We start from the raw sequence: 22,014 nt of genomic DNA, 5'->3' as shown, positions 1-22,014 counted from the left end.
ACGCTGTCACGAAATTGACATCTCGATCCCGCGATGGCCGGCGAACTGATTAGAATACCGGCGTGACAAGACCGGTACGGCCTGCGAATACCGGCGTGACATGATGCGCATGCGACGACCCGTCACCCTGCTTGCCTTGGCGCTCCTCGCCGCCTTCGTCGTGCCCTCATGCCTGTCGAGAGAGGAAGCCGCAGCGGAGGAGCCGAAACGTCCGGTCGCCGTCATGTTCGCGCTGGATCGGCCGCTCGATGGCAGCATGGCGCCACTGGTCCTCGCCGCCAGCCGCGGGCTGTTCGCCACCGAGGGCGTGACCGTCACCATCACCACGGCCAAGGGCTCTCCCGATGCGATCGCGCGGGTGGCCTCCGGCGAGACCGACATGGCGCTCGCCGACATCAACGAGCTGATCCGCTATCGCGACGCGTCGAACAGCCAGCCGGTCAAGGCCGTGTTCGTGCTGTTCAACAGGGCGCCTTATGCGATCATCGCGCGCAGGAGTCGCGGCATCAACGGGCTCGGCGACATCGAAGGCAAGACGCTCGGCGTCGCCGAGGGCGATCTCTCGATCCGGCTGTGGCCGGCGGTCGTGAGGCACAACCATCTCAGGCCCGAGACCATCAAGCTGTCGCGCGTTGGCGCGGCCGTGCGCGAGCCGATCCTGTCCGCCGGCCAGGTCGATGCCGTCAGCGGCTTCTCGTATCTCTCGGCGATCAATCTGCGCGACCGCGGCGTGCCCGCCGCCGATCTCGCGGTGCTGCGCTTCGCTGATTATGGCTGCGAGGCCTATGGCCATGCGGTGATCGTCAATCCCGGCTTTGCGGCCAAGCAGCCGGCGGCGGTGAAGGGCTTCCTGCGCGCGCTGACATCGGGGCTCCAGCTTGCCATCAAGGACCCTGCCGGCGCGATCGCCGACGTGGTGAGCCGGATGGATGACGGCTCCCGCGAGCTCGAGCTGCAGCGACTGCAGAGCGTGCTCGTCGACAACGTGCTGACGCCGGACGTCCGCCGCGATGGCATCGGCAGCATCGAGCCCGCCCGGTTCGAGCGGGCCCTCGACCAGCTCGCGGAGGACGGCAAATTCCACCACAAGCGTCCGCAACCCGCCGACATCTTCGACGACAGCTTCCTGCCGCCCGCCGACAGCCGGCTCGTCAACTGAGCGCTCGCCGCGGCGGCCGTTCCCTTGCTAACATGGTGCCGCGCGCCCAGCGCTGATTCCAACTGCCGACACGAAGCGCCCCGCCATGTCCCTGCTCCGCATCTATGCCCGCGTGCTCCATCTGCTCGGAAAGGAGGCGCGGCTCGGCTGGTTTCTCGCGATCGCCAACCTGGCGCTGGCGGTGGCGCAGTTCGCCGACCCGGTGCTGTTCGGACGCATTGTCGACTCGCTCTCTGGCAAGGCCTCGGCCAGCACCGCCTGGCCGCTGCTCGCGGCCTGGGCCGGATTCGGCCTGTTCACGATTCTGGCCAGCGCCTGGGTCGCGCTGCAGGCCGACCGGCTGGCGCACCGGCAGCGCCATGCGGTGCTGACGAGCTATTTCGAGCACATTTTGCAGCTGCCGCTGACGTTCCATTCCGGCACCCATTCCGGCCGGCTGATGAAGGTGATGATCAACGGCACCGACGCGCTGTGGAAGCTGTGGCTGTCGTTCTTCCGCGAGCACTTCGCCGCGATCATGTCGGTGCTGGTGCTGCTGCCGCTGTCGCTCTATCTGAACTGGCGGCTCGCGATCCTCTTGTTCGTGCTGTGCGTCGTGTTCACCGTGCTGACGACGCTGGTGGTGCGCAAGACCTACGGCATGCAGAGCGAGGTCGAGGAGCATTACAGCGACCTGTCGGCGCGTGCCTCCGACGCGCTCGGCAACGTCGCGCTGGTGCAGAGCTTCGTGCGCATCGATGCCGAGGTGCAGGGCCTGCGCACCGTCGCCGGACAATTGCTGTCGGTGCAGATGCCGGTGCTCGGCTGGTGGGCGCTGGTGACGGTCATCACGCGTGCCTCGACCACCATCACCGTGCTCGCGATCTTCACGCTCGGCATCGCCCTGCATCAGGCCGGGCTGACGTCGGTGGGCGAGATCGTGATGTTCGTGTCGTTCGCGACCATGCTGATCCAGAAGCTGGAGCAGGTCGTGTCCTTCATCAACAACGTGTTCATGGAGGCGCCCCGGCTGGCCGAGTTCTTCACCGTGCTCGATGCCGTGCCGGCCGTGCGCGACCGCCCCGACGCGATCGAGGTCGGCCGACTCTCGGGCCTGGTCGAATTCAACGATGTGTCGTTCTCCTACGACGGCAAGCGGCCGGCGGTGGAGGACCTCACTTTCACCGCGCTGCCCGGCCAGACTATCGCGCTGGTCGGCCCGACCGGCGCCGGCAAGTCGACGGCGATCGCGCTCCTGCATCGCGCCTTCGACCCGCAGTCGGGCTTCATCAAGATCGACGGCATGGATGTGCGCGGATTGAAGCTCGCGGCGCTGCGCCGGAACATCGGCGTCGTGTTCCAGGAGGCGCTCCTGTTCAACCGCTCGATCCGCGAGAACCTTTTGGTCGGCAAGCCCGACGCGACCGACGAGGAGCTGCGCACCGCCGCCGCGCGCGCCCAGGCGCTCGACTTCATCGATCGTGCCGACCAGGGTTTCGATACCAACGCGGGCGAGCGCGGCCGCATGCTGTCCGGTGGCGAGCGCCAGCGGCTCTCGATCGCGCGTGCCCTCTTGAAGGATCCACCGATCCTGATTCTCGACGAGGCGACCTCCGCGCTCGATGCCGTCACCGAGGCCAAGCTCAACGCGGCGCTCGACGAGGTGATGAGGGGACGCACGACCTTCGTGATCGCACACCGGCTCTCGACCATCCGCAACGCGACGCGAATCCTGGTGTTCGAGAACGGACGCGTGATCGAAAGCGGAACGTTCGATGAACTCGTCGCCAAGGGCGGCCACTTCGCGGAACTCGCGAAGGCCCAGTTCATGGTGCAGGAGAGCGCGCGCGCGACTCTCGCAGCGCCCGAGAGCGACGGCACCATCGTCAAGACCTGATCGCGGGACGCTTTCATCGTGGAATTGAATGGCTGGCCTCTGTTCGCCAGCGTCGAGCCGGTATAGGTTCGCGGCCTGCCGCAACCAAAGCGGCGCCGGACACGCTTGAAACCCGAAAGCCCGCTTGCCCACCTCGCCGCGCGAGGCGGGTCTCAAAGGACCGGACCAGACCAGTGCAGACGCTTCGCCTGTTGTTCCGCTACGCCCCGATCAAGATCATCGCTCTCGCTGCCGCTCTCGTGCTCGCGCCGCGCTGGGCCCATGCCGAGGCGCTGCTGCTCGTCGAAGCCGACACCGGCAAGGTGCTGGAGGCGCAGAACGCGACCTATCCGTGGTACCCTGCATCGGTCACCAAGCTGATGACGGCCTATGTCACCTTGAAGGCGGTCAAGGACGGCAGGATCACGCTCGACACGCTGTTCACGGTCTCACCGACCGCGGCATCACAGTCGCCGTCGAAGATGGGCTATCGGCCCGGCACGCAGGTCACCGTCGACAACGCACTGAAGATGATGCTGGTGAAGTCCGCCAATGACATGGCGGTGGTCTTGGCCGAGGGCGTCGGCGGCTCCATCGACGGCTTCTCGGCGATGATGAACGACACCGCCCGCAAGCTCGGCATGACGCAGACCAGCTACGTGAATCCGAACGGACTGCCTGCCGACGGCCAGATCACCTCGGCGCGTGATCTCGCGATCCTGGCGCGCGCCATCATCCGCGATCTTCCGGAGTACGAATATTTCGTCCACATCCCGTCGATCCGCTACGGCCGCCGCGTGGTGCAGAACTTCAACAAGCTGATCGGGCGCTATCCCGGCGCCGACGGTTTCAAGACCGGCTTCATCTGCGCCTCCGGCTACAATCTCGTGGCGTCGGCGACCCGCAACGGCAAGCGCCTGATCGCGGTGGTGCTCGGCGCCTCCTCGGGACAGATGCGCGCCGTGCGCGCGATCCAGATGCTGGACCGCGGCTTCAACGGCAACCAGCTGAGCTGGCTGAAGTCGCCGCTGGGCACGGTCGATCAGCTGGCCCCCGTCGACGCGACGCCGCCCAACCTGCGCGACGACATGTGCAACGGCCGCCGCCACCGACCAGCCAGCGACGACGACGAGGACACCGTTGCCGGTGCGGACGGCGAAGCGACCGGCGGCACCCTGCTCGCCGGCCTGCAGACGCCGACCATGAAGCCGTCCGAGCTGCTGGCGGCGGCGCCCGCCCCGTCCGAGCCGGTGCTGGTCTACACCGGCCCGACGCGCACCGGCGCGGCGCTGATCGCCGCCGTCGCCGCCGATGCCGACGCGCAGACCGCGACCAAGCACCGCGGCAAGAAGGCGCATGCCGCCGCCCGGAAGGACGCCAAGCCGGCGACCCGGACCGCCGCCAAGACCGATGCGGATGCGAAGGCCGCTGCGAAGCCGCAGGCCAAGCCGGCTGAGGCCAAGCCGGGCGCGGCCCGCCACGTCGCCGCCAAGCACGAAGCCGGCGGAAAAACGGCGGAAAAAGCCGGCTCCGACGCGCCCAAGCCCACCAAACCCAAGGCTGCCGCAAAGCCGAAGACGGACGGCAAGCCCGCGCCGAAGGACGGCTGATCCCGCGCGGCGCATACGGCCGCAGCCAGCAATTGGCACGGGCCCTCGGCCCGGATCGCCCGTCCCTCCCCTTTCGTCGCCGCGCCGGCCGCTTGCCTTGAACCGCCGGAAATTCGATATTGGCGCCGCCGGCCCGAGCGAGGCCGGCGGCTGCCGATAGACGAACAAGAGACGATCAGAGAGGAAGGGTCATGGAGCGCATCTGGCTCAAGCACTATCCGGCCGGCGTTCCCGCCGATATCGATCCGGGCAAATACCCGTCGCTCGTCGACCTGCTGGAAGAGAGCTTCAGGAAATTCGCCGATCGCCGCGCCTTCATCTGCATGGACAAGGCGATCAGCTATCGCGAGCTCGACGATATGTCGGTCGCGATGGGCGCCTATCTGCAGGGCCTGGGGCTGGCAAAGGGCGCGCGCGTCGCGCTGATGATGCCGAACGTGCTGCAATATCCGATCGCGATCTCCGCGGTGCTGCGCGCGGGCTACGCGGTCGTCAACGTCAACCCGCTGTACACGCCGCGCGAGCTCGAGCACCAGCTCAAGGATTCCGGCGCCGAGGCGATCATCGTGCTGGAGAACTTTGCCCACACGGTGCAGCAGGTGGTCGGCCACACCCAGGTCAAGCACATCGTCGTCGCCAGCATGGGCGACCTGCTCGGCTTCAAGGGCGTGATCGTCAACCTCGTCGTCCGCCGCCTGAAGAAGATGGTGCCGGCGTTCTCGCTGCCGGGCGCGGTCCCCTTCAACGATGCGCTCGCCGCCGGCCGCGGCAAGCGCTTCCAGAAGCCCACCATCGGTCCAGACGACGTCGCCTTCCTGCAATATACCGGCGGCACCACCGGCGTCTCCAAGGGCGCCACGCTGCTCCACCGCAACGTCGTCGCCAATGTGCTGCAGAACGATGCGTGGCTGCAGCCGGTGATGGACAAGCCGCCGCATGTCGATCAGCTGCTGATCGTCTGTGCGCTGCCGCTCTACCACATCTTCGCGCTGACCTGCTGCTTCCTGCTCGCGGTGCGCGCGGGCGGCGCCAATCTCTTGATCCCCAATCCGCGCGACATCCCCGGCTTCATCAAGGAGCTCATGAAGTATCAGGTCACCACCTTCCCGGCCGTCAACACGCTCTACAACGGCCTGCTGCATCATCCTGACTTCCGCAAGATCGATTTCTCCAAGCTGAAGGTCTCCAACGGCGGCGGCATGGCCGTGCAGCGCCCGGTGGCCGAGCAGTGGAAGCAGGTGACGGGCTGCAGCATCGCCGAAGGCTACGGCCTGTCGGAGACCGCACCGGTGCTGACCTGCAACGTACCGACCTCGACGGAATTCACCGGCACCATCGGCCTGCCGCTGCCGTCGACCTGGCTCTCGATCCGCGACGACGACGGCAACGAAGTGCCGCTGGGACAACCCGGCGAGATCTGCGCCAAGGGCCCGCAGGTGATGGCAGGCTACTGGAATCGTCCCGACGAGACCGCCAAGGTGATGACGGCGGACGGCTTCTTCCGCACCGGAGACGTCGGCGTCATGGCCGCGGACGGCTCGGTCAAGATCGTGGACCGCAAGAAGGACATGATCCTGGTCTCCGGCTTCAACGTCTATCCGAACGAGGTCGAAGAGGTCATCGCGACCCATCCGGGCGTGCTGGAGACCGCCGTGATCGGGCTGCCGGACGAGAAGACCGGCGAGGTCGTCAAGGCGTTCGTGGTGAAGAAGGACCCCAACCTCACGTCCGAGGACATCATCAAGCACTGCCACGAGCAGCTCACGAACTACAAGGTGCCGAAGCAGATCGAGTTCAGGACCGAGCTGCCGAAGACCAATGTCGGCAAGATCCTGCGCCGGGAGCTGCGCGACGAGAAGAAGAAGCCGGCAGCAGCGGCCTGAGTCCATTGGCGCCGCAAGCCCCGGCGCGCGATGAGGGACGTGCGATGACGGATACGTGATCACGGCGGGCCGTTGCCGTTTCCGGCCCGCCGAATAGTGTAGCGCGCACCGCGCAAGACACATCCAGGGGAAGGAGTAACTCGAATGACCATCCAGGTTGGCGATAAGCTGCCGCAGGCCCAATTCCGCGTCATGACCGGCGAAGGCCCGCAGGTCAAAACCACCGACGACATCTTCAAGGGCAAGAAGGTCGCGCTGTTCGCGGTGCCCGGCGCCTACACCGGCACCTGCCACAAGATGCATCTGCCCAGCATCTTCCTCAACGCCTATGCGATGAAGGACAAGGGCGTCGACACCATCGCGATCGTCTCGGTCAACGACGCCTTCGTCATGAACGCCTGGAAGCGCGACACCGACCAGCGCGACGAGGCCGTGTTCCTGGCCGACGGCAATGCCGAGTTCACCAAGGCGATCGGCATGGAGCTCGACGCGTCCGGCGCCGGCCTCGGCATCCGCTCCAAGCGCTATTCGATGCTGGTCGAGGACGGCAAGGTCACCAAGCTGAACCTCGAAGCCGCCCCGGGCAAGGTCGAGGTCTCCGGCGGCGACACGCTGCTCGGGCAGCTGTAAAGCCGCGCCGGCCTCCGATACGAGGCACACCGCCTCCCGACTCACCAGTGTCATTCCCCGCGAAAGCGGGGAATCCAGTAAGCCTCGGCCTATCGCCAGAACACGACGGCCGGTGAGTGCTAGATCGCCCGGTCAAGCCGGGCGATGACGGTTGAATAATAAGACTAACGGGTGAGATTGAGCGCCGGTGCAGCTCATCGACGATATCACCGACGAACATCTGCGCCAGCCCGCCCCGCCTCTCGCCAGCGTCGAAAGTTCAGATGGCCGTCACGCTGAAATACGCCAGTACTCGGGCTGAGGTCTGGGATTGGTATTGGCGCGCCTGGCGCAAGAAACTCTGGGTGCTGCACGCATATTCCGCTCTTTTCTTCATTGCGCTCGCACTCATTTGGGATGGCCATTGGCCACCGCATGATTACGCAAAACTGCTTTATGGCCTGCTTGCCGCTGGCGTTTTCGTGGCGTTTCTCGTCGCTTTCCCACAGCTGATGTTCAAGCCGCAGCACCGAGAGCTCACAGCCAGCGAAGATGGCCTCTACACCAAGATCGGCAACAAGAGCCGTGCATGGAGCTGGAGAGAGATATCCACGATCGAAGAGACGCCTGAGCTAGTCACAATCACCGGGAAGAACGGAAATGCCCTCTTGATTCCGCGCCGAGCATTCGACTCGGAGGAACATAAGCGGCTCTTCGCAGCGGCAGTTGAGACCTGGCATCGGCGCGGTGCAAATTAGGGGCCCGCCCTGATTCATATCCAGTACGCCGATTGAACACGACCGGTGGTGAGTACTGGATCGCCCGGTCTCGAGCCGGGCGACGAAAGTCGAGTGTGGGGCGATGATTCGGTTAACCAACCCGTCAGCCCCGCACGTTCTTCTGCATCCTGGCCATAGCCACGCCATCGCGTGCGAGCTGATCGGCACGCTCGTTCTCCGGGTGGCCCGCGTGGCCCTTGACCCAGTGCCAGTTGACCTTGTGCGGCTTCAGCGCCGCGTCGAGCCGCTGCCACAGCTCGGCGTTCTTGACCGGCTTCTTGTCGGCGGTCTTCCAGCCATTGCGCTTCCAGCCGTGGATCCATCCGGTGATGCCCTGCCGGACATATTGGCTGTCGGTGTAGAGCTCGACCTGGCACGACTTCTTCAGCGCCTCCAGCGCCGAGATCGCGGCCATCAGCTCCATGCGGTTGTTGGTGGTGTGCGGCTCGCCGCCCTTCAGCTCTTTTTCGTTGTCGCCGAAGCGCAGGATCGCGCCCCAGCCGCCCGGCCCCGGATTCCCCGAGCAGGCGCCATCGGTGTAGATGCTGACGACCGGATGCTCGCTCACGCCAATGCTCCGCCGATGCCATAGTCGCGCACGCTGGTCACCGCCTGGTGGAAGCGCAGCTTGCGGACATATTCGAGCGGATCCTTGGGCTTCACCAGCGCGCCGGGAGGCACGTTGAGCCAGTCCACCAGCCGCGTCAGCAGGAAGCGGATCGCGGCGCCGCGCGCCAGCAGCGGCAGCGCCTCCAGCTCGGCGTCCGACAGCGGCCGGACGCGGCCATAGGCGTTGAAGAAGGCGCGCGCCTTGGTGACGTTCAGCGAATGATCGGCCTCGAAGCACCAGGCGTTGAGGCAGATCGCGACGTCATACGCCAGAATGTCGTTGCAGGAGAACGGGAAGTCGATCAGCCCCGAGAGCTTGTCGCCGAGGAAGAACACGTTGTCCGGGAACAGGTCGGCGTGGATGACGCCTTCCGGCAGATGCGTCGGCCAGGAGCGCCCGAGATGATCGAGCTCGGCGGAGAGCAGCGCGGAGAGGCCGGCCTGCACCGTGTCGGCGCGGTCGGCGGCCTGCGCGAACAACGACCGCCAGCCGGCGACCGAGAGCGGATTCTTGCGCACCAGCGGGAAGTCGCGTCCGGCCAGATGCATCTGCGCCAGCGCCGCGCCGACGCCGGCGCAGTGGGTGACGTTCGGCTTGCGCGGCCACATGCCTTCCAGGAAGTTGATGATCGCCGCGGGCCGGCCGGACAGGCTCGAATACACCGCCCCGTCGCGGTTGCGGGCGGGCTGCGGACAGCTCACGCCGCGCTCGGCGAGGTGGGCCATCAGGCCCAGAAAATACGGCAGGTCATCCACCGCCACGCGCTTCTCGTACAGCGTGAGGATGAAGGAGCCCTTGGTGGTGTGGAGCAGGAAGTTGGAGTTTTCGACCCCTTCGGCGATGCCCTTGTAAGAGAGCAGCTCGCCGATGTCGTAGGTCTTGATGAAATCCGCAAGCTCGTCGGCGGCGACGTCGGTATAGACCGCCATGCGCTATCCCAGTTATCGAAGTTCGCCTGCCCCCGCCTCTCCGATGCGAACTTCGTCACCGGACAGGCCCGTAGCGCCCTTCATCGCGCATGCGGGCGCCGCGTTCAAGGCCGAGAGGCCGCCGAGGGCGGAAAAGAACCGGCCGACTTACTCGGCTGCCGCTTCCGGCCGGAGCGAGCGCGGCAGCGGGAAGAATTCGTTCTCTTCCGCCGCAGAGACCGTCTCGACATGGAGCACGTAGCGCTCGGCAAAGGCGCCCATGATCTCCTCGACGATCACCTCCGGCGCCGAGGCGCCGGCTGTGATGCCGAGGCTCTTGATGCCCTCGAAGCGCGCCCAGTCGATGTCCGAGGCGCGCTGCGCCAGCACGGCAATCGGGCAGCCCTCGCGCTCGGCGACCTCGCGCAGGCGCTGCGAGTTCGACGAGTTCGGCGCACCGACCACGATCAGCGCATCGACCACCGGGGCCACCTTCTTGACCGCCAGCTGGCGGTTGGTGGTGGCGTAGCAGATGTCTTCCTTGTGGGGGCCCGAGATGTTCGGGAAACGGCCCTTGAGGATCGCGACGATATCCTTGGTGTCGTCGATCGACAGCGTGGTCTGGGTGACGAAAGCGAGGTTGTTGGGGTCTTTCGGGGTGAAGGTCGCCGCGTCCTCGGCGGTCTCGATCAGCGTCACGGCGCCGGCCGGAAGCTGGCCGACGGTGCCGACCACCTCCGGATGGTGCGAATGGCCGATCAGCAGGATCTCGCGGCCGCGCTTGAAGTGGATCGCCGCCTCGCGGTGGACCTTGGTCACCAGCGGGCAGGTCGCGTCCAGGGAGAAGAAGTTGCGCGCCTGGGCCTCGGCCGGAACCGATTTCGGCACGCCATGGGCCGAGAACACCACCGGTGCATTGGTACTGTCGGGAATCTCCGCCAGTTCCTCGACGAAGATGGCGCCCTTGGTCTTCAGGCTGTCGACGACGTATTTGTTGTGCACGATCTCGTGTCGGACATAGACCGGGGCGCCATAGATGGCGAGCGCCCGTTCCACGGTGTCGATGGCGCGCACCACGCCGGCGCAGAAGCCGCGCGGCGAGCAGAGCACGATTTTGAGGTCTGGTTTGGCTGCCATGGGGCTGGTCTGAGCTGATCTATGCGGGCTGGTTTCGGCGACCACGGACCCCCGGGCCGGCAAGCGGGGGCGGTCGATACGCGAAGAACTTGGGTCTGACACTCGTTTGGGTAGGACTTGGGACTGCTTTCGAGCGCTGTCAAGGCCGTTTTCTCCAGGCCATTGCGCCCTGCCCCCGGGACGGCTTATATAGGGCCAATTCCCGTCATCGCCGATGACCGCAGGTTTCGCCTCCAGGGCCGGGGCGGAGCACAAAGGAGATTTGCCATGAGCAACGCCCCGCTGATGCCGAAGGCAACTGCCGTGTGGCTGGTCGACAATACCGCCTTGACCTTCGACCAGGTCGCCGATTTCACCAAGATGCACCCGCTGGAGGTGCGCGCCATTGCCGACGGGGACGCCGCCCAGGGCATCAAGGGCATGGATCCGATCTCGACCGGGCAGCTCACCCGCGAGGAGATCGAGAAGGCCGAGCGCGACCCGAATTACCGGCTCCGGCTGCAGGAGAGCAAGGTGGTGCTGCCGCCGCAGCCCAAGCGCAAGGGCCCCCGCTACACCCCGGTGTCGCGCCGCCACGAGCGCCCGAGCGCCATTCTCTGGCTGGTGCGGAACCATCCCGAGCTCAAGGACGCCCAGATCATGCGCCTGGTCGGCACCACCAAGACCACGATCGCGAGCGTGCGCGACCGCACCCATTGGAACGCGCAGACGCTGACGCCGATGGATCCGGTGACGCTCGGCCTGTGCTCGCAGATCGAGCTCGACTTCGAGGTCCAGCGTGCCGCCAAGGAAAAGCCGCTCGACGCCAATTACAGCGGCGCCACCCTGCTCCCGGCCTCCGAGACCACGCGCAAGGACGAGTACGAGCCGGCGGGCCGCGATGAGGACGATCTCAACGTCGACGCCGTGTTCGCCAAGCTCAAGACCATCGGCGGCAAGAAGCAGGACGACGAGGAAGAGTAGGACGGGCACCTCCTGTCCTCGGGTCAATTCACCCGCGACTGCCCCACCATCGGTGCCGTCCCTGCGAACGCAGGGACCCATAACCACAGGATTGCGTGACGGCTCAAGCTGGCTGTAACTCAGCGCGTCTTTCCTCACTCCCGCTGCGGCGTATGGGTCCCGGCTCAAGGCCGGGACGACGCCGGTTTTACAGGCCCGAGCCCGAGCTTCGCGACCCGCAAACAGTCCAAAAAAAATGGCGCCGGGAATGCCGGCGCCATGACAGTCTTGGGAGGAACTGAAAAAATCAGAACTTGTAGGTGACGCCGACGCCGACCAGCCACGGATCGATGTTGGCGCGGCCGGTGACCGGAATTGCGCCGTTGACGGTCGCCGAGTAGTTCGGCTGCAGCCACAGCTTCTTGACGTCGACGTTCAGGCCCCAGTGCCTGTCGAGCATGTAGTCGAAGCCGAACTGGACCGCGGCGCCCCACTGGTTGGAGATGTGCAGGTTGGTGACGGCAAGACCGTTCCACACCTGGTTCGCGGCGCTCTGGTTGAAGAAGACCGTGTAGTTCACACCCGCGCCGACATACGGCTTGAACGCGCCGAAATCGGTGAAGTGATATTGCAGGGTCAGCGTCGGCGGCAGCAGCCAGGCCTTGCCCATGTTGAGGCCGTCGAGCGAGCCGGTGCCGCCGATGGAATGCCGGGTGACGCCGAGGATCAGCTCGGCCGCGATGTTCTTGGTGAAGAAGTAGCTGATGTCGAGCTCGGGCACGACCGAGTTGGAGATCGACAGGCCGGAGTTCGGCGACGACAGCGCCGGCACGCCGGTCACGTTCACGGTGGAGCCGCCAGCATCCGGCAGCACGCCGAGCGCGCGCACGCGGAGCATCCACGGATTCCACGCCTCGACCACCGGCGCCTTGGTGTAGACCGGCGCCGCCTGCAGGTCGGCCGCTTGCGCCGAGCCCATGGCTCCGCAGATCGCCGCCAGCACCAGCAGCGACGACGAGAGTTTCAACATCCTGTTCATCGAGATCCCCATAGCCACCCTTGAGCAACATCTGCGCGGGCACGGCCGCGCCTTGCGGTCACAGATGTGGCAGGGACGCCATGGAGTTGGATTTGATCTCAATCAATCGGCATTGTTGCAGCGCCGATGTCACGCAACTGTTGCATCGAAGTCACGCGCCATGAGAGGCGCTTGCAGTGGCGCTCAGGGCCGGTCGGGGTGGTTCATCATGTATTCGCCGAGATCGCGCTGCCGGCGGTCGGCACGTGCCTCGGCGCGCTGCCGCTGCACGTCGCGGTCCTTGCGGCAGGCGACATACTCGGCGGAGCCCGGCGCGACCTTGCCACCGGCCTGACAGACCGCATCATCGTCGTCATTGCCGAGCGCCACCGCCGGACCCTGGTTGCGGGAGGCGCAGGCCGAGAGCGAAAATACGGCCATCAGCACCAGGGCCAGGCGGGCGGAGGTCTGTCGCATCGAACGTTCCATTCTCGTCAATCGGGCTGGTCTCCGCCGTTGCTTGACGAGAATGGGCGCCCGGGTCAAGCCCGGGTCACTTTTCAGCGGCGTCGTGTCAGACGCGGCTCTTCAGCGCCTCGCCGATTTCCTCGAGCACCTTGGGATCCTCGATCGTGGCCGGCATGCTCCATTGCTCGCCGTCGGCGATCTTCTTGATCGTGCCGCGCAGGATCTTGCCGGAGCGCGTCTTCGGCAACCGGCCGACGGTGATGGCGAGCTTGAACGCAGCGACCGGTCCGAGCTTGTCGCGTACCAGCGCCACGATCTCCTTTTCGATCTGCGACGGGCTGCGCGAGACACCGGCCTTGAGCACGATGAAGCCGCACGGCACCTCGCCCTTGATCGCATCCTTGATGCCGAGCACGGCGCATTCCGCGACGTCGGGATGCGAGGCCAATATCTCTTCCATGCCGCCGGTCGACAGCCTGTGGCCGGCGACATTGATGATGTCGTCGGTGCGGCCCATCACGAAGACATAGCCGTCCTCATCCTTGTAGCCGGCGTCTGAGGTCTTGTAGTAGCCGGGGAATTCGCTGAGATAGGATTCCTTGAAGCGGTCCTCCTGCTGCCACAGGGTCGGCAGGCAGCCGGGCGGCATTGGCAGCTTGATCACGATCGAGCCCATGGTGTTGGCGGGCACCGGCTTGGCGGCCTCGTCGACGATGTCGACCTGGTAGCCCGGCATCGGCACCGTCGGCGAGCCGTGCTTCACGGGCAACAGGCCAAGGCCGACCGGATTGCCGGCGATGCACCAGCCGGTCTCGGTCTGCCACCAATGATCGATCACCGGCACCTTCAATTGCTGCTCGGCCCATTCCACCGTCGGCGGATCGGCGCGCTCGCCGGCCAGGAACAGGGTGCGGAAATGCGATAGATCGTATTTGCGCAAGAAAGTACCTTCCGGATCCTCCTTGCGGATGGCGCGGAATGCCGTGGGCGCGGTAAACAGAGCGACCGCCTTATGATCGCTGATGACGCGCCAGAACGCGCCGGCATCGGGCGTTCCGACCGGCTTGCCCTCATACATCACCGAGGTCGCGCCATGGATCAGCGGGCCGTAGATGATGTAGCTGTGGCCAACCACCCAGCCGATGTCGGAGGCGCACCACCAGACCTCACCCGGCTTGATGCCGTAGAGATTCTCCATCGACCATTTCAGCGCGACGAGGTGCCCGCCATTGTCCCGCACCACGCCCTTCGGCTTGCCGGTCGTGCCGGAAGTATAGAGGATGTAGAGCGGATCGGTCGCCAGCACCGGCACGCACGGCGCCAGCTTGCCATTGGCGAGCGCAGATTTGCGCAGCGCCGCCCAGTCGTAATCGCGGCCGGGCTTCAGCTCGCAGACATGCTCGGGACGCTGCAGGACGATGCAGGCCTTGGGCCTGTTGTCGGCGAGCTCGATCGCCTGATCGAGCAGAGGCTTGTATTGCACGATGCGGCCGGGCTCGATGCCGCAGCTCGCCGACAGCACGAGCTTGGGCGTGGCGTCGTCGATGCGGGTCGCGAGCTCCTTGGCCGCGAAGCCGCCGAACACCACCGAATGCACCGCGCCGATGCGCGCGCAGGCCAGCATCGCGACCATCGCCTCGGGCACCATGGGCATATACAGGATGACGCGGTCGCCCTTGCCGACGCCGAAATCCTGCATGATCGCGGCGAGCGTCTGCACCTCCTTCAGCATCTCGGCATAGGTGAGCTTCGTGACCGAGCTGGCGAGCGGCGAATCGTGGATCAGCGCCAGTTGATCGCCGCGGCCGGCGGCGACGTGGCGGTCGAGCGCGTTGTAGCAGGTATTGACGACGGCCCCCGCAAACCAGCGGCCGTAGGCGCCCATCGCGGGATCGAAGATGGTCTTGGCCGGCTCGATCCAGTCGATCGCGCGGGCGGCCTCGGCCCAGAACCCTTCCGGGTCCTGCAGCGACCGTGCATGGACCTCGTGATAGCGGCTCGCAGCGCTCATGACGTTTCCCCAAGATCTGTGTTTATTCCCGAGTATTGTCACGGGACAAAGCGACAGTTCAAGCCGTCATGAATTGATCCAGATCAGGCAGGCCCGGACGTCCGCGCCATTTTCCGGGCCGGATCAATGCGCTCCATCGCGGAGGGTATCCAGGCGACGCTGCAGGGCTAGACGAAGGTCGTAGCCGGGCTTGCCGAACCGGGCATTGCGCTCCGCGATGAAGTCACGCTGCGTTCCGCGCAGCTCGGCAGCGGCGCGGCCGCGGGAGGACTTCAAGCGCCGGGCATAGCTTTCGGAAATGCCGAGATCGAGCACCGAGAGCTGCGGGTCGGCGCAGATGACCTTCTCGACCTCGCGCGCGGCCGTGGCGCAATCGAACGACGGACCGCTTCGCTCTGACGGCGCGTTCAACGGACGCGGCGGCTCGGCGCCGAACTTCTTGATCTCGGCCAGCATGACGCGCCGGCCGGCGATGGCATTGTCGTTGCCGGGATCCAGCCGCAGCGCGGCCTCGTAGTCGGCCAGCGCCTTGGCGCGCTCGCCCATCTTCTTGTACAGCACCGCCCGGTTGTTGTAGGCGAGCGCGAAATTCGGATCGAGCCGCAGCGCGGCGTCGTAGTCGCTGAGCGCCGCGCCGAGCTCGCCCTTGAACTGATGGGAATCGCCGCGGTTGGTGAAGAAATTTGCCCGCTGCTCCATCCTGATCGCCTGATCATAATCGGCGATCGCCTTGTCGTACTCCTTCATGGCGGCGTAGGTGAGGCCACGATTGTCGTAATATTCCGACACCTTCGGATCGCGCCGGATCGCCTCATCGTCATCGGCCAGCGCCTTGTCCATCTGGCCGAGCTTCTTGTAGGCCGCGGCACGGTTGGTGAATGTGCGCGGCCGTTTCGGGTCGAGCCGGATCGCCTCGTCATAGTCGCGCACGGCCTTCTCGTTGTCGCCGCGCAGGTAGAAGGCGACGCCGCGGTCGGCAAAGGCCTGCGCGTAGTCGGGCTTCAGCCGGATCGCCTGGTCGTAGTCGGCCAGAGCGCGATCAAGACGGCGCTGCTCGGTATAGACAACGCCACGCAGCTCATAGGCTTCGGCGTCATTCGGATCGAGCGAGATCGCCATGCTCAGATCGGCCGCCGCCCTGCCGGCATCGCCACCGGCTTCGCGCATCAGGTCGCCACGCAGCCGATAGGCGCGCGCATTCTTGCCGTCGAGCGCGATGGCACGGTCGAGGTCCTTCAGGGCCTGGGTCAGGCCGCCCGAGGTACGCGCACGGGCATCGGCGCGGGCAACCAAGGCGATGGATTGATCCTTCGGCGAACTCGATGCCTGCTCGATTGCGGTCGAGCAGGCGGTGATGAGCTCGGACGGGGGCGCCTTGCTGCCCAAAGCGCATTCGGGGTCCGCGGCGAATGCAGGCTGGGCCCCGAGGCCAAGGACAAGACCGGCTGCAAGACCCAGCGCGAGGTAGGATGAGCAGGATGAAATCGAACGAATGAAAGCGTGCATCGGCATGGACTCGGCTCGAATTTCGACTGTTGCGGGTGAGACGCTGATCTTCCCCGTTGTCGTCTCCGGCCGGAACCCGGTTCAAGCGGCCACGCCGATGGTTAATAGCCGTCGACGCCGTTCAGCCGCCGCAGGCGGTCCTGCATCGCCTTCTTGAGATCGTAGCCGGGCTTGCCAAAGCCGGCGTTGCGCCGCGCGATGAACGCGTCCTGCTCGCGCTGCAGGGCGCGGGCTGCGGCGGGGGCGGCCGCCTCGCGAACGACGCGGGCCTGCGCGCCGTCGATCTCGCGATCGAGATTGGCGAGCTCCGGATCGGCGCAGATCGCCTTCTCCACGGCGCGACGCGCCGTGGCGCAATTGAAGCTAGGCCGGCCCGCGACGGCCATCTGCGCGCCCAGGCGCTCGAGCTCCACTGCGAGTGCGTGGTAGTTGCTGCGGGCGCTGGCGTGATCCGGATTGAGCCGCAGCGCAGCGGCGAAATCGGCCAGCGCCTTCGAACGGTCGCCCTTCTTGCGATGCAGTTCGCCGCGCGCGTTGAAAATGCTGGCGAGCGTCGGGTTGAGCTGCAAGGTCACGCCGTAATCGGCGATGGCGCGATCGATCTCACCCCTGGTGATGAAGATCGAGGCGCGCGCGATCAGTGCGTTGATGCGATCGGCCCTCGCGGCCTTGGGATTATCGATCACGGCGCCGCATTCGGTGAGCACCTTGTCGCCATCGCGCGCCTCCGAGGCCGCCATGCAGGCACCGGCATCCACCGCCGGCTCCTTGCCGGGCTCGGCCGCGCCGACCGCATGGGCCTGGGTCGAGACCAGCCATCCGAGCGTGACCAGCGCGGCCAGGCGCAGCACCCCATCCCGGCGATCGGCGGCAGCCCATGAGGAGACGGATGCGGTCAAGGCAGATGGCTCTCTCAAGTCGTGGGCGATCCGGCACGGCGCGCGGGGGGCGCAATCCCCGCCGCGGCACTTCAACTATACAGCGGCAGCAGCGGTGCGACAGTCCCTTTCCGGGAGAAGGCGACCTTTGCGAACGGGAGCTCGCGAGCGGATTGCGGCCTCGACTGAAATGCACGTGATCGTGCCGCGCATTCCCCTCAAGATGTTGTGGATGCGCACCCCAGCGACGCCCTCGGTCGCCATTTGAACCTGTGGCGGTCCCCGCAGACACAACCGCATGACTATTCTGACCGACAATTCGCGCGCACGCGGCGTCGTTGCGTCCCCTGCGCGCTATTTCTATTTCAACATGGCTCTGGCCTGCATGGCCATTGCGATCATCGGCTTCGCACCGACCTACTGGCTGCCACTGGCCCGCGGCTCATTTGCCGGCGCGCCCGTGATTCATTTCCACGGCTTCCTGTTCTTCACCTGGACCTTGTATTTCGCGCTGCAGAGCTGGCTTGCCGCATCCGGACGCACGGCGTGGCACCGCTCGCTCGGCATCTTCGGCGTATCGCTCGCCACGGCGATGACGATCTTTGGCTTCCTCGTTGCCATCGAGGCGATGAAGCGTTCCGCGGCGATGGGTCAGGCCAACGAGGGCATCGCCTTTGCCATCGTGCCCCTCAGCGGCATCGCCTTCTTTGCCGTGGTCTTTGCGCTCGCGGTTGTCCATCTGCGCCGGCCGGAAACGCACAAGCGGCTGATGCTGCTCGCCGGCATCTCGCTGCTCGACGCCGCCGTGGCGCGCTGGTTCCTGACATTCCTGGCGCCGCCCGGCCCGCTCGGCCCGCCGCCGGTGTTCGTGACGATCCCACCGGCCTTCGTCGCCTACCTGCTGCTCGTCGTCGCGATCGTCCACGACCGCCGCACGTTCGGACGCGTCCACCGGGTCTACGTCTATGGCGGGCTGGCGCTGATCGCCGTGAAGCTCCTGAACTGGCCGATCAGCATGACCTCGACGTGGCATGCGATTGCAGGCGGCATGCTGGCGATGGCGCAATAGCCGCAGCGCTGATCTCTCCTGTAACACGCGTCATTGCGAGGAGCCGAAGGCGACGAAGCAATCCAGGGCTTCCTGGAGACTTCCGCCTTCGCTCTTCGAGCGACGGCGGACACATCGCGTTGCTCGCAATGACGCGCGCGGCGAGACCTAACTCCGGCAGGTCAGCCCGCCATCCACCACCAGCATGGTGCCGGTGACATAGCGCGACTCGTCGGAGGCGAGGAACAAGGCGGCATTGGCGACGTCGAAGGCGTCGCCCATGTGCCCCATCGGCACCTGCGCATCACGCTTGCGCCACATCTCCTCGACATCGCCCTTGGCGTAGCTCGCGGCCAGCCCCGCTGAGTGCTCGACCATCGGCGTCTTCATGAGCCCGGGCAGGATCGCATTGACGCGGACGTGCTTCGGCGCGAACTCGACCGCGGTCGTGCGCGTCATCTGGTTCATCGCCGCCTTGCTGGCGCCATAGCTGACATAGGAGATGCCGACCTGGCGGATCGAGGCGACAGAAGAGATGTTGATGATGGAGCCGCCGCCCTGCCCGATCATCACCGGAATGACGTGCTTCATGGCGAGATAGGCGCTCTTGAGGTTGACCGCGAACACGCGATCCCACTCGGCCTCCTCGACATCGACGACGCTGCCCATCTCGGCGATGCCGACATTGTTGTCGAGCACGTCGATACGGCCATAGGCGGCAACGCAAGCCTTCACCATCGCCTCGACCTCGACGGCCTTCGAGACATCGGCGGTGAACGCCTCGGCCTGCCCGCCTTCGCCTGAAATGATCGAGGCGGTCTCCGCGGCGGCGGCCTTGTTGCGGTCGACGCAGAACACCTTGGCGCCCTGCCGCGCAAAGGTCACGGCCGTGGCCTTGCCGTTGCCCCAGCCCGGCCCGATCGAGCCCGCACCGACCACCAGCGCCACCTTGCCCCTGAGACGATCCATCGCGTTCTCCCGTCGCTTATTCGTTATTCGGTACAGGCGCTCATCGTGATGGTCGCTGCGCCGATGTCATGGCCGAAGATGTCCGACAGCGTCCGGCATTGCCCGTCCGCGCAGATGCGCCACTCGCCGGCCGCGCCGGAATTGGCGAGCACGATCCGCGACAGCGGCCCCCGCTGGGTCTGCCACTGGAACCAGCCGTCGACCAGCCGCGCCTCCGGCGGCGGCTCCATGCCCGCGCCCGAGCCCTTGACGCGCGCCTGCACCAGTTCGAGACCATCGGCCGTGACGCGCCAATCCTCCTGCCACGCGGTCTTCTCAACCGAGTGGGTCCAAGCCAAAGTGAATCCGGCGAGCGTCAGCGCCTTCACCACACCCGATGACGCGAGGCAGAGGCTCAAGCGGAGGCCACCACGGCAGCCGGCGGCCGCTGCCGCCACTGCCACGCCACGATCACCACCGCCAGGGCAAATCCCAGCACGTCACTGTAGGGAAATTCGCCGAGTAGGCAGACGGACGCGACAAACGCCAGCAGGCGCTCGACCAGGGTCATGCGCACGTACAGGAAGCCGATCGCCACCATGCCGAACAGGCCGATCGAGATCAGCGCCTTGACGGAAGCATACGCCACCGCGCCGATGAAGCCGAGTTGCGTCTCCATCGGGTCACCCGGCTGCAGCATCAGCGCGGGCGAGTAGACGAACAGGAACGGAATGACGTAGCCGGCGAGCGCGATCCGCATCGCCTCCCAGCCGATCTTGTCGGGATTCTCCTTGGCGATCGGGGCGGCCGCCAGCGCGGCCAGCGCGACCGGCGGCGAAAGGTCGGCCATGATGCCGTAGTAGAACGCGAACATGTGGCTCGCGATCAGGGGCACGCCCAGCTTGGCGAGCGCGGGGGCCGCCAGTGCCGCGGTGATGATGTAGGTCGGGATGGTCGGGATGCCGGTGCCGAGCAGGATCGACAGCAGCATGGTCATGATCAGCGCCGCGAACAGGCTGGTCTTGCCGAGGCCGATCACCCAGCTTCCGAAGATCGAGCCGACGCCGGTCTGCGTCATCATGCCGATGATGACGCCGACGATCGCGCAGGCCATGCCGACGGTCAGCGCCGACTTCGCACTTTCAGCCAGAGAATCGCGGCAGGCGTGCAAGGTGCCCATTCCGCCGCGCACGAAGCCGGTGATGACGATGAGCGCAACGACGACGGAGGCGACGGGAATGATCTGCAGGCCGTTGCGCGACAGCGCGCCGACGACGAGCGCGAGCCCGATCCAGAAGACGTAGCGCAGCACCTGGTTGGAGAAGCCCATGGTGATCGAGGTGCCCAGGATCAGCGCCACCGTCAGCGCGAGTCCCATCGAGCCCGCATACAGCGGCGTGAAACCCTCGAACAGCATGTAGACCAGCGCGGCGAGCGGCAGCACGAGATACCAGCGCGCCACCAGCGCCTTCCAGGCGCTCGGGATCTCCGACGGCTTCATGCCGGTCAGGCCGTGCTTGCCGGCCTCCAGATGCACCATCCAGAACGCCGAGGCGAAATAGAGAATGGCTGGAATGACCGCCGCCTTGACGATCACCGAGTAGTCGACGCCCAGGGTTTCGGCCATGATGAAGGCGACCGCGCCCATCACGGGCGGCATGATCTGTCCGCCCATCGACGCGGTGGCTTCGACGCCGGCCGCAAAGGCGCGGCGGTAGCCGAACCGGATCATCAGCGGAATCGTGAACTGGCCGACAGTGACGACATTGGCGACGCCCGAGCCGGAGATCGTGCCCATCATGCCGGAGGCGAACACCGCGACCTTGGCAGGACCGCCGCGGGTGCGACCGAACAGGCCGAGCGAGACGTCGGTGAACAGCTGGATCATGCCGGCATGCTCGAGGAACGAGCCGAACAGGATGAACAGGAAGATGTAGGTCGCCGAGACGTAGATCGGCACGCCGTAGAAGCCCTCGGTGCCGAAGGAGAGGTGTGTAATCACCTGATCGAAATCATAGCCGCGATGGTTGAGCGGCGCCGGCAGATACTGGCCGAAGAACCAGTACAACAGGCAGGCGCCGCACATCAGCGGCAGCGCGAGCCCCATCAGCCGGCGCGTGCCCTCGAAGATCAGTACCGCCAGCAGGGTTCCGACCACGAGATCGGTGCGCGTCGGATCGCCGTCGCGCGCGATCAGGTCGGCATAGAAAATCCACTGATAGAGGCCGCACAGGAAGCCGATGGCGCCGATGGTCCAGCCCGCGATGCGCCCGGCGTCGGTCCTGGCGGTGAAGTTGCCGATCAGGCCGAAGGTCAGCAGCAGTAGGAAGCCGACATGGACGCCGCGCACGACCTGGCTCGGCAGATAGTTGAAGGCGGCGACGTAGAGCTGGAATATCGCAAAGGCGAGCCCGATGCCGTAGGCGAGATAGCCCCAGCGGCCGGGGCCGAAGCCTTCCGGAAAGCCGTGCTCGAAATTGTCGAACTCGACCTTGACCGGCGTTTCCATGTTCACGGCTTCGATCGTCATGATCCCCCCAACGCGCCCATCAGGCGCTGCTGACCATGGCCGCAATCACCTGAACGACAAGACTGCGCGGAATGTTTCCCACGCAGCCGGTTGCGAATGATCCGGCCTACAAGGC

Annotated in this window: 19 protein-coding genes; 8 read left to right on the top strand and 11 right to left on the bottom strand. The window is 65.9% G+C overall.

Annotated features, from left to right (window positions below; genetic code table 11):
- Positions 1-103: 103 nt before the first annotated feature.
- The 6 genes from ACQR0U_RS13435 to ACQR0U_RS13410 all read left to right on the top strand — a co-directional run bounded on the left by ACQR0U_RS13435 (position 104) and on the right by ACQR0U_RS13410 (position 7,874).
- Positions 104-1,159 (top strand): ABC transporter substrate-binding protein, encoded by a 1,056-nt coding sequence (locus tag ACQR0U_RS13435; protein ID WP_315751428.1) that lies wholly within the window; start codon positions 104-106, stop codon positions 1,157-1,159.
- 85 nt (positions 1,160-1,244) lie between these two features.
- Positions 1,245-3,035, top strand: a complete 1,791-nt coding sequence (locus ACQR0U_RS13430) for a glucan ABC transporter ATP-binding protein/ permease (RefSeq protein WP_315751427.1) — start codon at positions 1,245-1,247, stop codon at positions 3,033-3,035.
- Positions 3,036-3,208: 173 nt separating this feature from the next.
- Positions 3,209-4,624 carry a D-alanyl-D-alanine carboxypeptidase family protein gene (locus ACQR0U_RS13425; RefSeq protein ID WP_434843262.1) on the top strand — a complete coding sequence of 472 codons (1,416 nt, stop codon included), beginning with the start codon at positions 3,209-3,211 and terminating at the stop codon, positions 4,622-4,624.
- Positions 4,625-4,815: 191 nt separating this feature from the next.
- The gene (locus ACQR0U_RS13420; protein ID WP_316170782.1) at positions 4,816-6,507 is read left to right on the top strand and encodes a long-chain fatty acid--CoA ligase; all 1,692 of its coding nucleotides are present in this window, start codon (positions 4,816-4,818) and stop codon (positions 6,505-6,507) included.
- Positions 6,508-6,651: 144 nt separating this feature from the next.
- Entirely contained in the window at positions 6,652-7,137 is a 486-nt protein-coding gene (locus tag ACQR0U_RS13415; protein ID WP_315826556.1) for a peroxiredoxin, read from the top strand.
- Positions 7,138-7,400: 263 nt separating this feature from the next.
- The gene (locus ACQR0U_RS13410; RefSeq protein ID WP_315826555.1) at positions 7,401-7,874 is read left to right on the top strand and encodes a YcxB family protein; all 474 of its coding nucleotides are present in this window, start codon (positions 7,401-7,403) and stop codon (positions 7,872-7,874) included.
- Between the two features lie 124 nt (positions 7,875-7,998).
- On the opposite strand, the gene rnhA is transcribed toward ACQR0U_RS13410, so the two are convergent.
- The 3 genes from rnhA to ispH form a co-directional block, all read right to left on the bottom strand.
- Positions 7,999-8,463 carry a ribonuclease HI gene (gene rnhA, locus ACQR0U_RS13405; protein ID WP_315826554.1) on the bottom strand — a complete coding sequence of 155 codons (465 nt, stop codon included), beginning with the start codon at positions 8,461-8,463 and terminating at the stop codon, positions 7,999-8,001.
- Positions 8,460-9,434: a homoserine kinase gene (locus ACQR0U_RS13400; protein ID WP_315751421.1), complete on the bottom strand. Its 975-nt coding sequence runs from the start codon at positions 9,432-9,434 to the stop codon at positions 8,460-8,462. Before ACQR0U_RS13400 ends, rnhA begins: the two co-directional genes overlap by 4 nt.
- 147 nt (positions 9,435-9,581) lie before the next feature.
- Positions 9,582-10,550, bottom strand: coding sequence for a 4-hydroxy-3-methylbut-2-enyl diphosphate reductase (gene ispH, locus ACQR0U_RS13395; RefSeq protein ID WP_315716301.1), 969 nt, complete (start codon positions 10,548-10,550; stop codon positions 9,582-9,584).
- 267 nt (positions 10,551-10,817) lie between these two features.
- On the opposite strand from ispH, the gene ACQR0U_RS13390 reads away from it, so the two are divergent.
- Positions 10,818-11,513, top strand: coding sequence for a DUF1013 domain-containing protein (locus tag ACQR0U_RS13390; RefSeq protein WP_315716303.1), 696 nt, complete (start codon positions 10,818-10,820; stop codon positions 11,511-11,513).
- Positions 11,514-11,799: 286 nt separating this feature from the next.
- On the opposite strand, the gene ACQR0U_RS13385 is transcribed toward ACQR0U_RS13390, so the two are convergent.
- From ACQR0U_RS13385 to ACQR0U_RS13365, 5 genes are all read right to left on the bottom strand, one after another.
- The gene (locus ACQR0U_RS13385) at positions 11,800-12,531 is read right to left on the bottom strand and encodes an OmpW/AlkL family protein (protein WP_315751420.1); all 732 of its coding nucleotides are present in this window, start codon (positions 12,529-12,531) and stop codon (positions 11,800-11,802) included.
- A 183-nt stretch (positions 12,532-12,714) separates the two neighbouring features.
- A complete protein-coding gene (locus ACQR0U_RS13380) occupies positions 12,715-12,987 on the bottom strand; it encodes a hypothetical protein (RefSeq protein ID WP_315716305.1) in 273 nt (90 codons plus the stop codon).
- A 97-nt stretch (positions 12,988-13,084) separates the two neighbouring features.
- Positions 13,085-14,989 (bottom strand): propionyl-CoA synthetase, encoded by a 1,905-nt coding sequence (locus ACQR0U_RS13375; RefSeq protein ID WP_315716306.1) that lies wholly within the window; start codon positions 14,987-14,989, stop codon positions 13,085-13,087.
- 123 nt (positions 14,990-15,112) lie between these two features.
- Positions 15,113-16,495: a tetratricopeptide repeat protein gene (locus tag ACQR0U_RS13370; protein ID WP_316235510.1), complete on the bottom strand. Its 1,383-nt coding sequence runs from the start codon at positions 16,493-16,495 to the stop codon at positions 15,113-15,115.
- Between the two features lie 101 nt (positions 16,496-16,596).
- Positions 16,597-17,346 carry a tetratricopeptide repeat protein gene (locus ACQR0U_RS13365; protein WP_434843347.1) on the bottom strand — a complete coding sequence of 250 codons (750 nt, stop codon included), beginning with the start codon at positions 17,344-17,346 and terminating at the stop codon, positions 16,597-16,599.
- A gap of 325 nt (positions 17,347-17,671) precedes the next feature.
- Between ACQR0U_RS13365 and ACQR0U_RS13360 the strand changes: the two genes are divergently transcribed.
- Positions 17,672-18,442, top strand: coding sequence for a hypothetical protein (locus ACQR0U_RS13360; protein WP_434843263.1), 771 nt, complete (start codon positions 17,672-17,674; stop codon positions 18,440-18,442).
- 147 nt (positions 18,443-18,589) lie between these two features.
- Here ACQR0U_RS13360 and ACQR0U_RS13355 read toward each other — a convergent pair whose 3' ends face one another.
- Genes ACQR0U_RS13355 through ACQR0U_RS13345 form a run of 3 tightly spaced genes read right to left on the bottom strand, consistent with a single transcriptional unit; the run spans position 18,590 to position 21,878 of the window.
- The gene (locus ACQR0U_RS13355; protein WP_434843264.1) at positions 18,590-19,390 is read right to left on the bottom strand and encodes an SDR family NAD(P)-dependent oxidoreductase; all 801 of its coding nucleotides are present in this window, start codon (positions 19,388-19,390) and stop codon (positions 18,590-18,592) included.
- Between the two features lie 23 nt (positions 19,391-19,413).
- On the bottom strand, positions 19,414-19,788 hold the full coding sequence (locus tag ACQR0U_RS13350; RefSeq protein ID WP_316170774.1) for a DUF1850 domain-containing protein: 375 nt from the start codon (positions 19,786-19,788) through the stop codon (positions 19,414-19,416).
- Complete coding sequence (locus ACQR0U_RS13345) at positions 19,785-21,878, bottom strand: TRAP transporter permease (protein ID WP_434843348.1); 2,094 nt, start codon at positions 21,876-21,878, stop codon at positions 19,785-19,787. Before ACQR0U_RS13345 ends, ACQR0U_RS13350 begins: the two co-directional genes overlap by 4 nt.
- Positions 21,879-22,014: the final 136 nt, after the last annotated feature.

This window comes from Bradyrhizobium sp. HKCCYLRH3097 (assembly GCF_051167875.1).
Taxonomy (GTDB): Bacteria; Pseudomonadota; Alphaproteobacteria; order Rhizobiales; family Xanthobacteraceae; genus Bradyrhizobium.
The sequence above is the reverse complement of the archived record's forward strand: the minus strand, read 5'-3'. Positions and strand labels throughout refer to the sequence as shown.

Bases quoted from the DNA above. Each gene is read 5' to 3' on its own strand.
- ACQR0U_RS13370 (WP_316235510.1), bottom strand. From the start codon at position 16,495: ATGCACGCTTTCATTCGTTCGATTTCATCCTGCTCATCCTACCTCGCG.
- ACQR0U_RS13345 (WP_434843348.1), bottom strand. From the start codon at position 21,878: ATGGAAACGCCGGTCAAGGTCGAGTTCGACAATTTCGAGCACGGCTTT.
- ACQR0U_RS13375 (WP_315716306.1), bottom strand. From the start codon at position 14,989: ATGAGCGCTGCGAGCCGCTATCACGAGGTCCATGCACGGTCGCTGCAG.
- ACQR0U_RS13380 (WP_315716305.1), bottom strand. From the start codon at position 12,987: ATGCGACAGACCTCCGCCCGCCTGGCCCTGGTGCTGATGGCCGTATTT.
- ACQR0U_RS13385 (WP_315751420.1), bottom strand. From the start codon at position 12,531: ATGAACAGGATGTTGAAACTCTCGTCGTCGCTGCTGGTGCTGGCGGCG.
- ACQR0U_RS13410 (WP_315826555.1), top strand. From the start codon at position 7,401: ATGGCCGTCACGCTGAAATACGCCAGTACTCGGGCTGAGGTCTGGGAT.
- ACQR0U_RS13355 (WP_434843264.1), bottom strand. From the start codon at position 19,390: ATGGATCGTCTCAGGGGCAAGGTGGCGCTGGTGGTCGGTGCGGGCTCG.
- ACQR0U_RS13390 (WP_315716303.1), top strand. From the start codon at position 10,818: ATGAGCAACGCCCCGCTGATGCCGAAGGCAACTGCCGTGTGGCTGGTC.
- ACQR0U_RS13360 (WP_434843263.1), top strand. From the start codon at position 17,672: ATGACTATTCTGACCGACAATTCGCGCGCACGCGGCGTCGTTGCGTCC.
- ACQR0U_RS13430 (WP_315751427.1), top strand. From the start codon at position 1,245: ATGTCCCTGCTCCGCATCTATGCCCGCGTGCTCCATCTGCTCGGAAAG.
- ACQR0U_RS13435 (WP_315751428.1), top strand. From the start codon at position 104: ATGCGCATGCGACGACCCGTCACCCTGCTTGCCTTGGCGCTCCTCGCC.
- ACQR0U_RS13415 (WP_315826556.1), top strand. From the start codon at position 6,652: ATGACCATCCAGGTTGGCGATAAGCTGCCGCAGGCCCAATTCCGCGTC.
- ACQR0U_RS13400 (WP_315751421.1), bottom strand. From the start codon at position 9,434: ATGGCGGTCTATACCGACGTCGCCGCCGACGAGCTTGCGGATTTCATC.
- ispH (WP_315716301.1), bottom strand. From the start codon at position 10,550: ATGGCAGCCAAACCAGACCTCAAAATCGTGCTCTGCTCGCCGCGCGGC.
- ACQR0U_RS13420 (WP_316170782.1), top strand. From the start codon at position 4,816: ATGGAGCGCATCTGGCTCAAGCACTATCCGGCCGGCGTTCCCGCCGAT.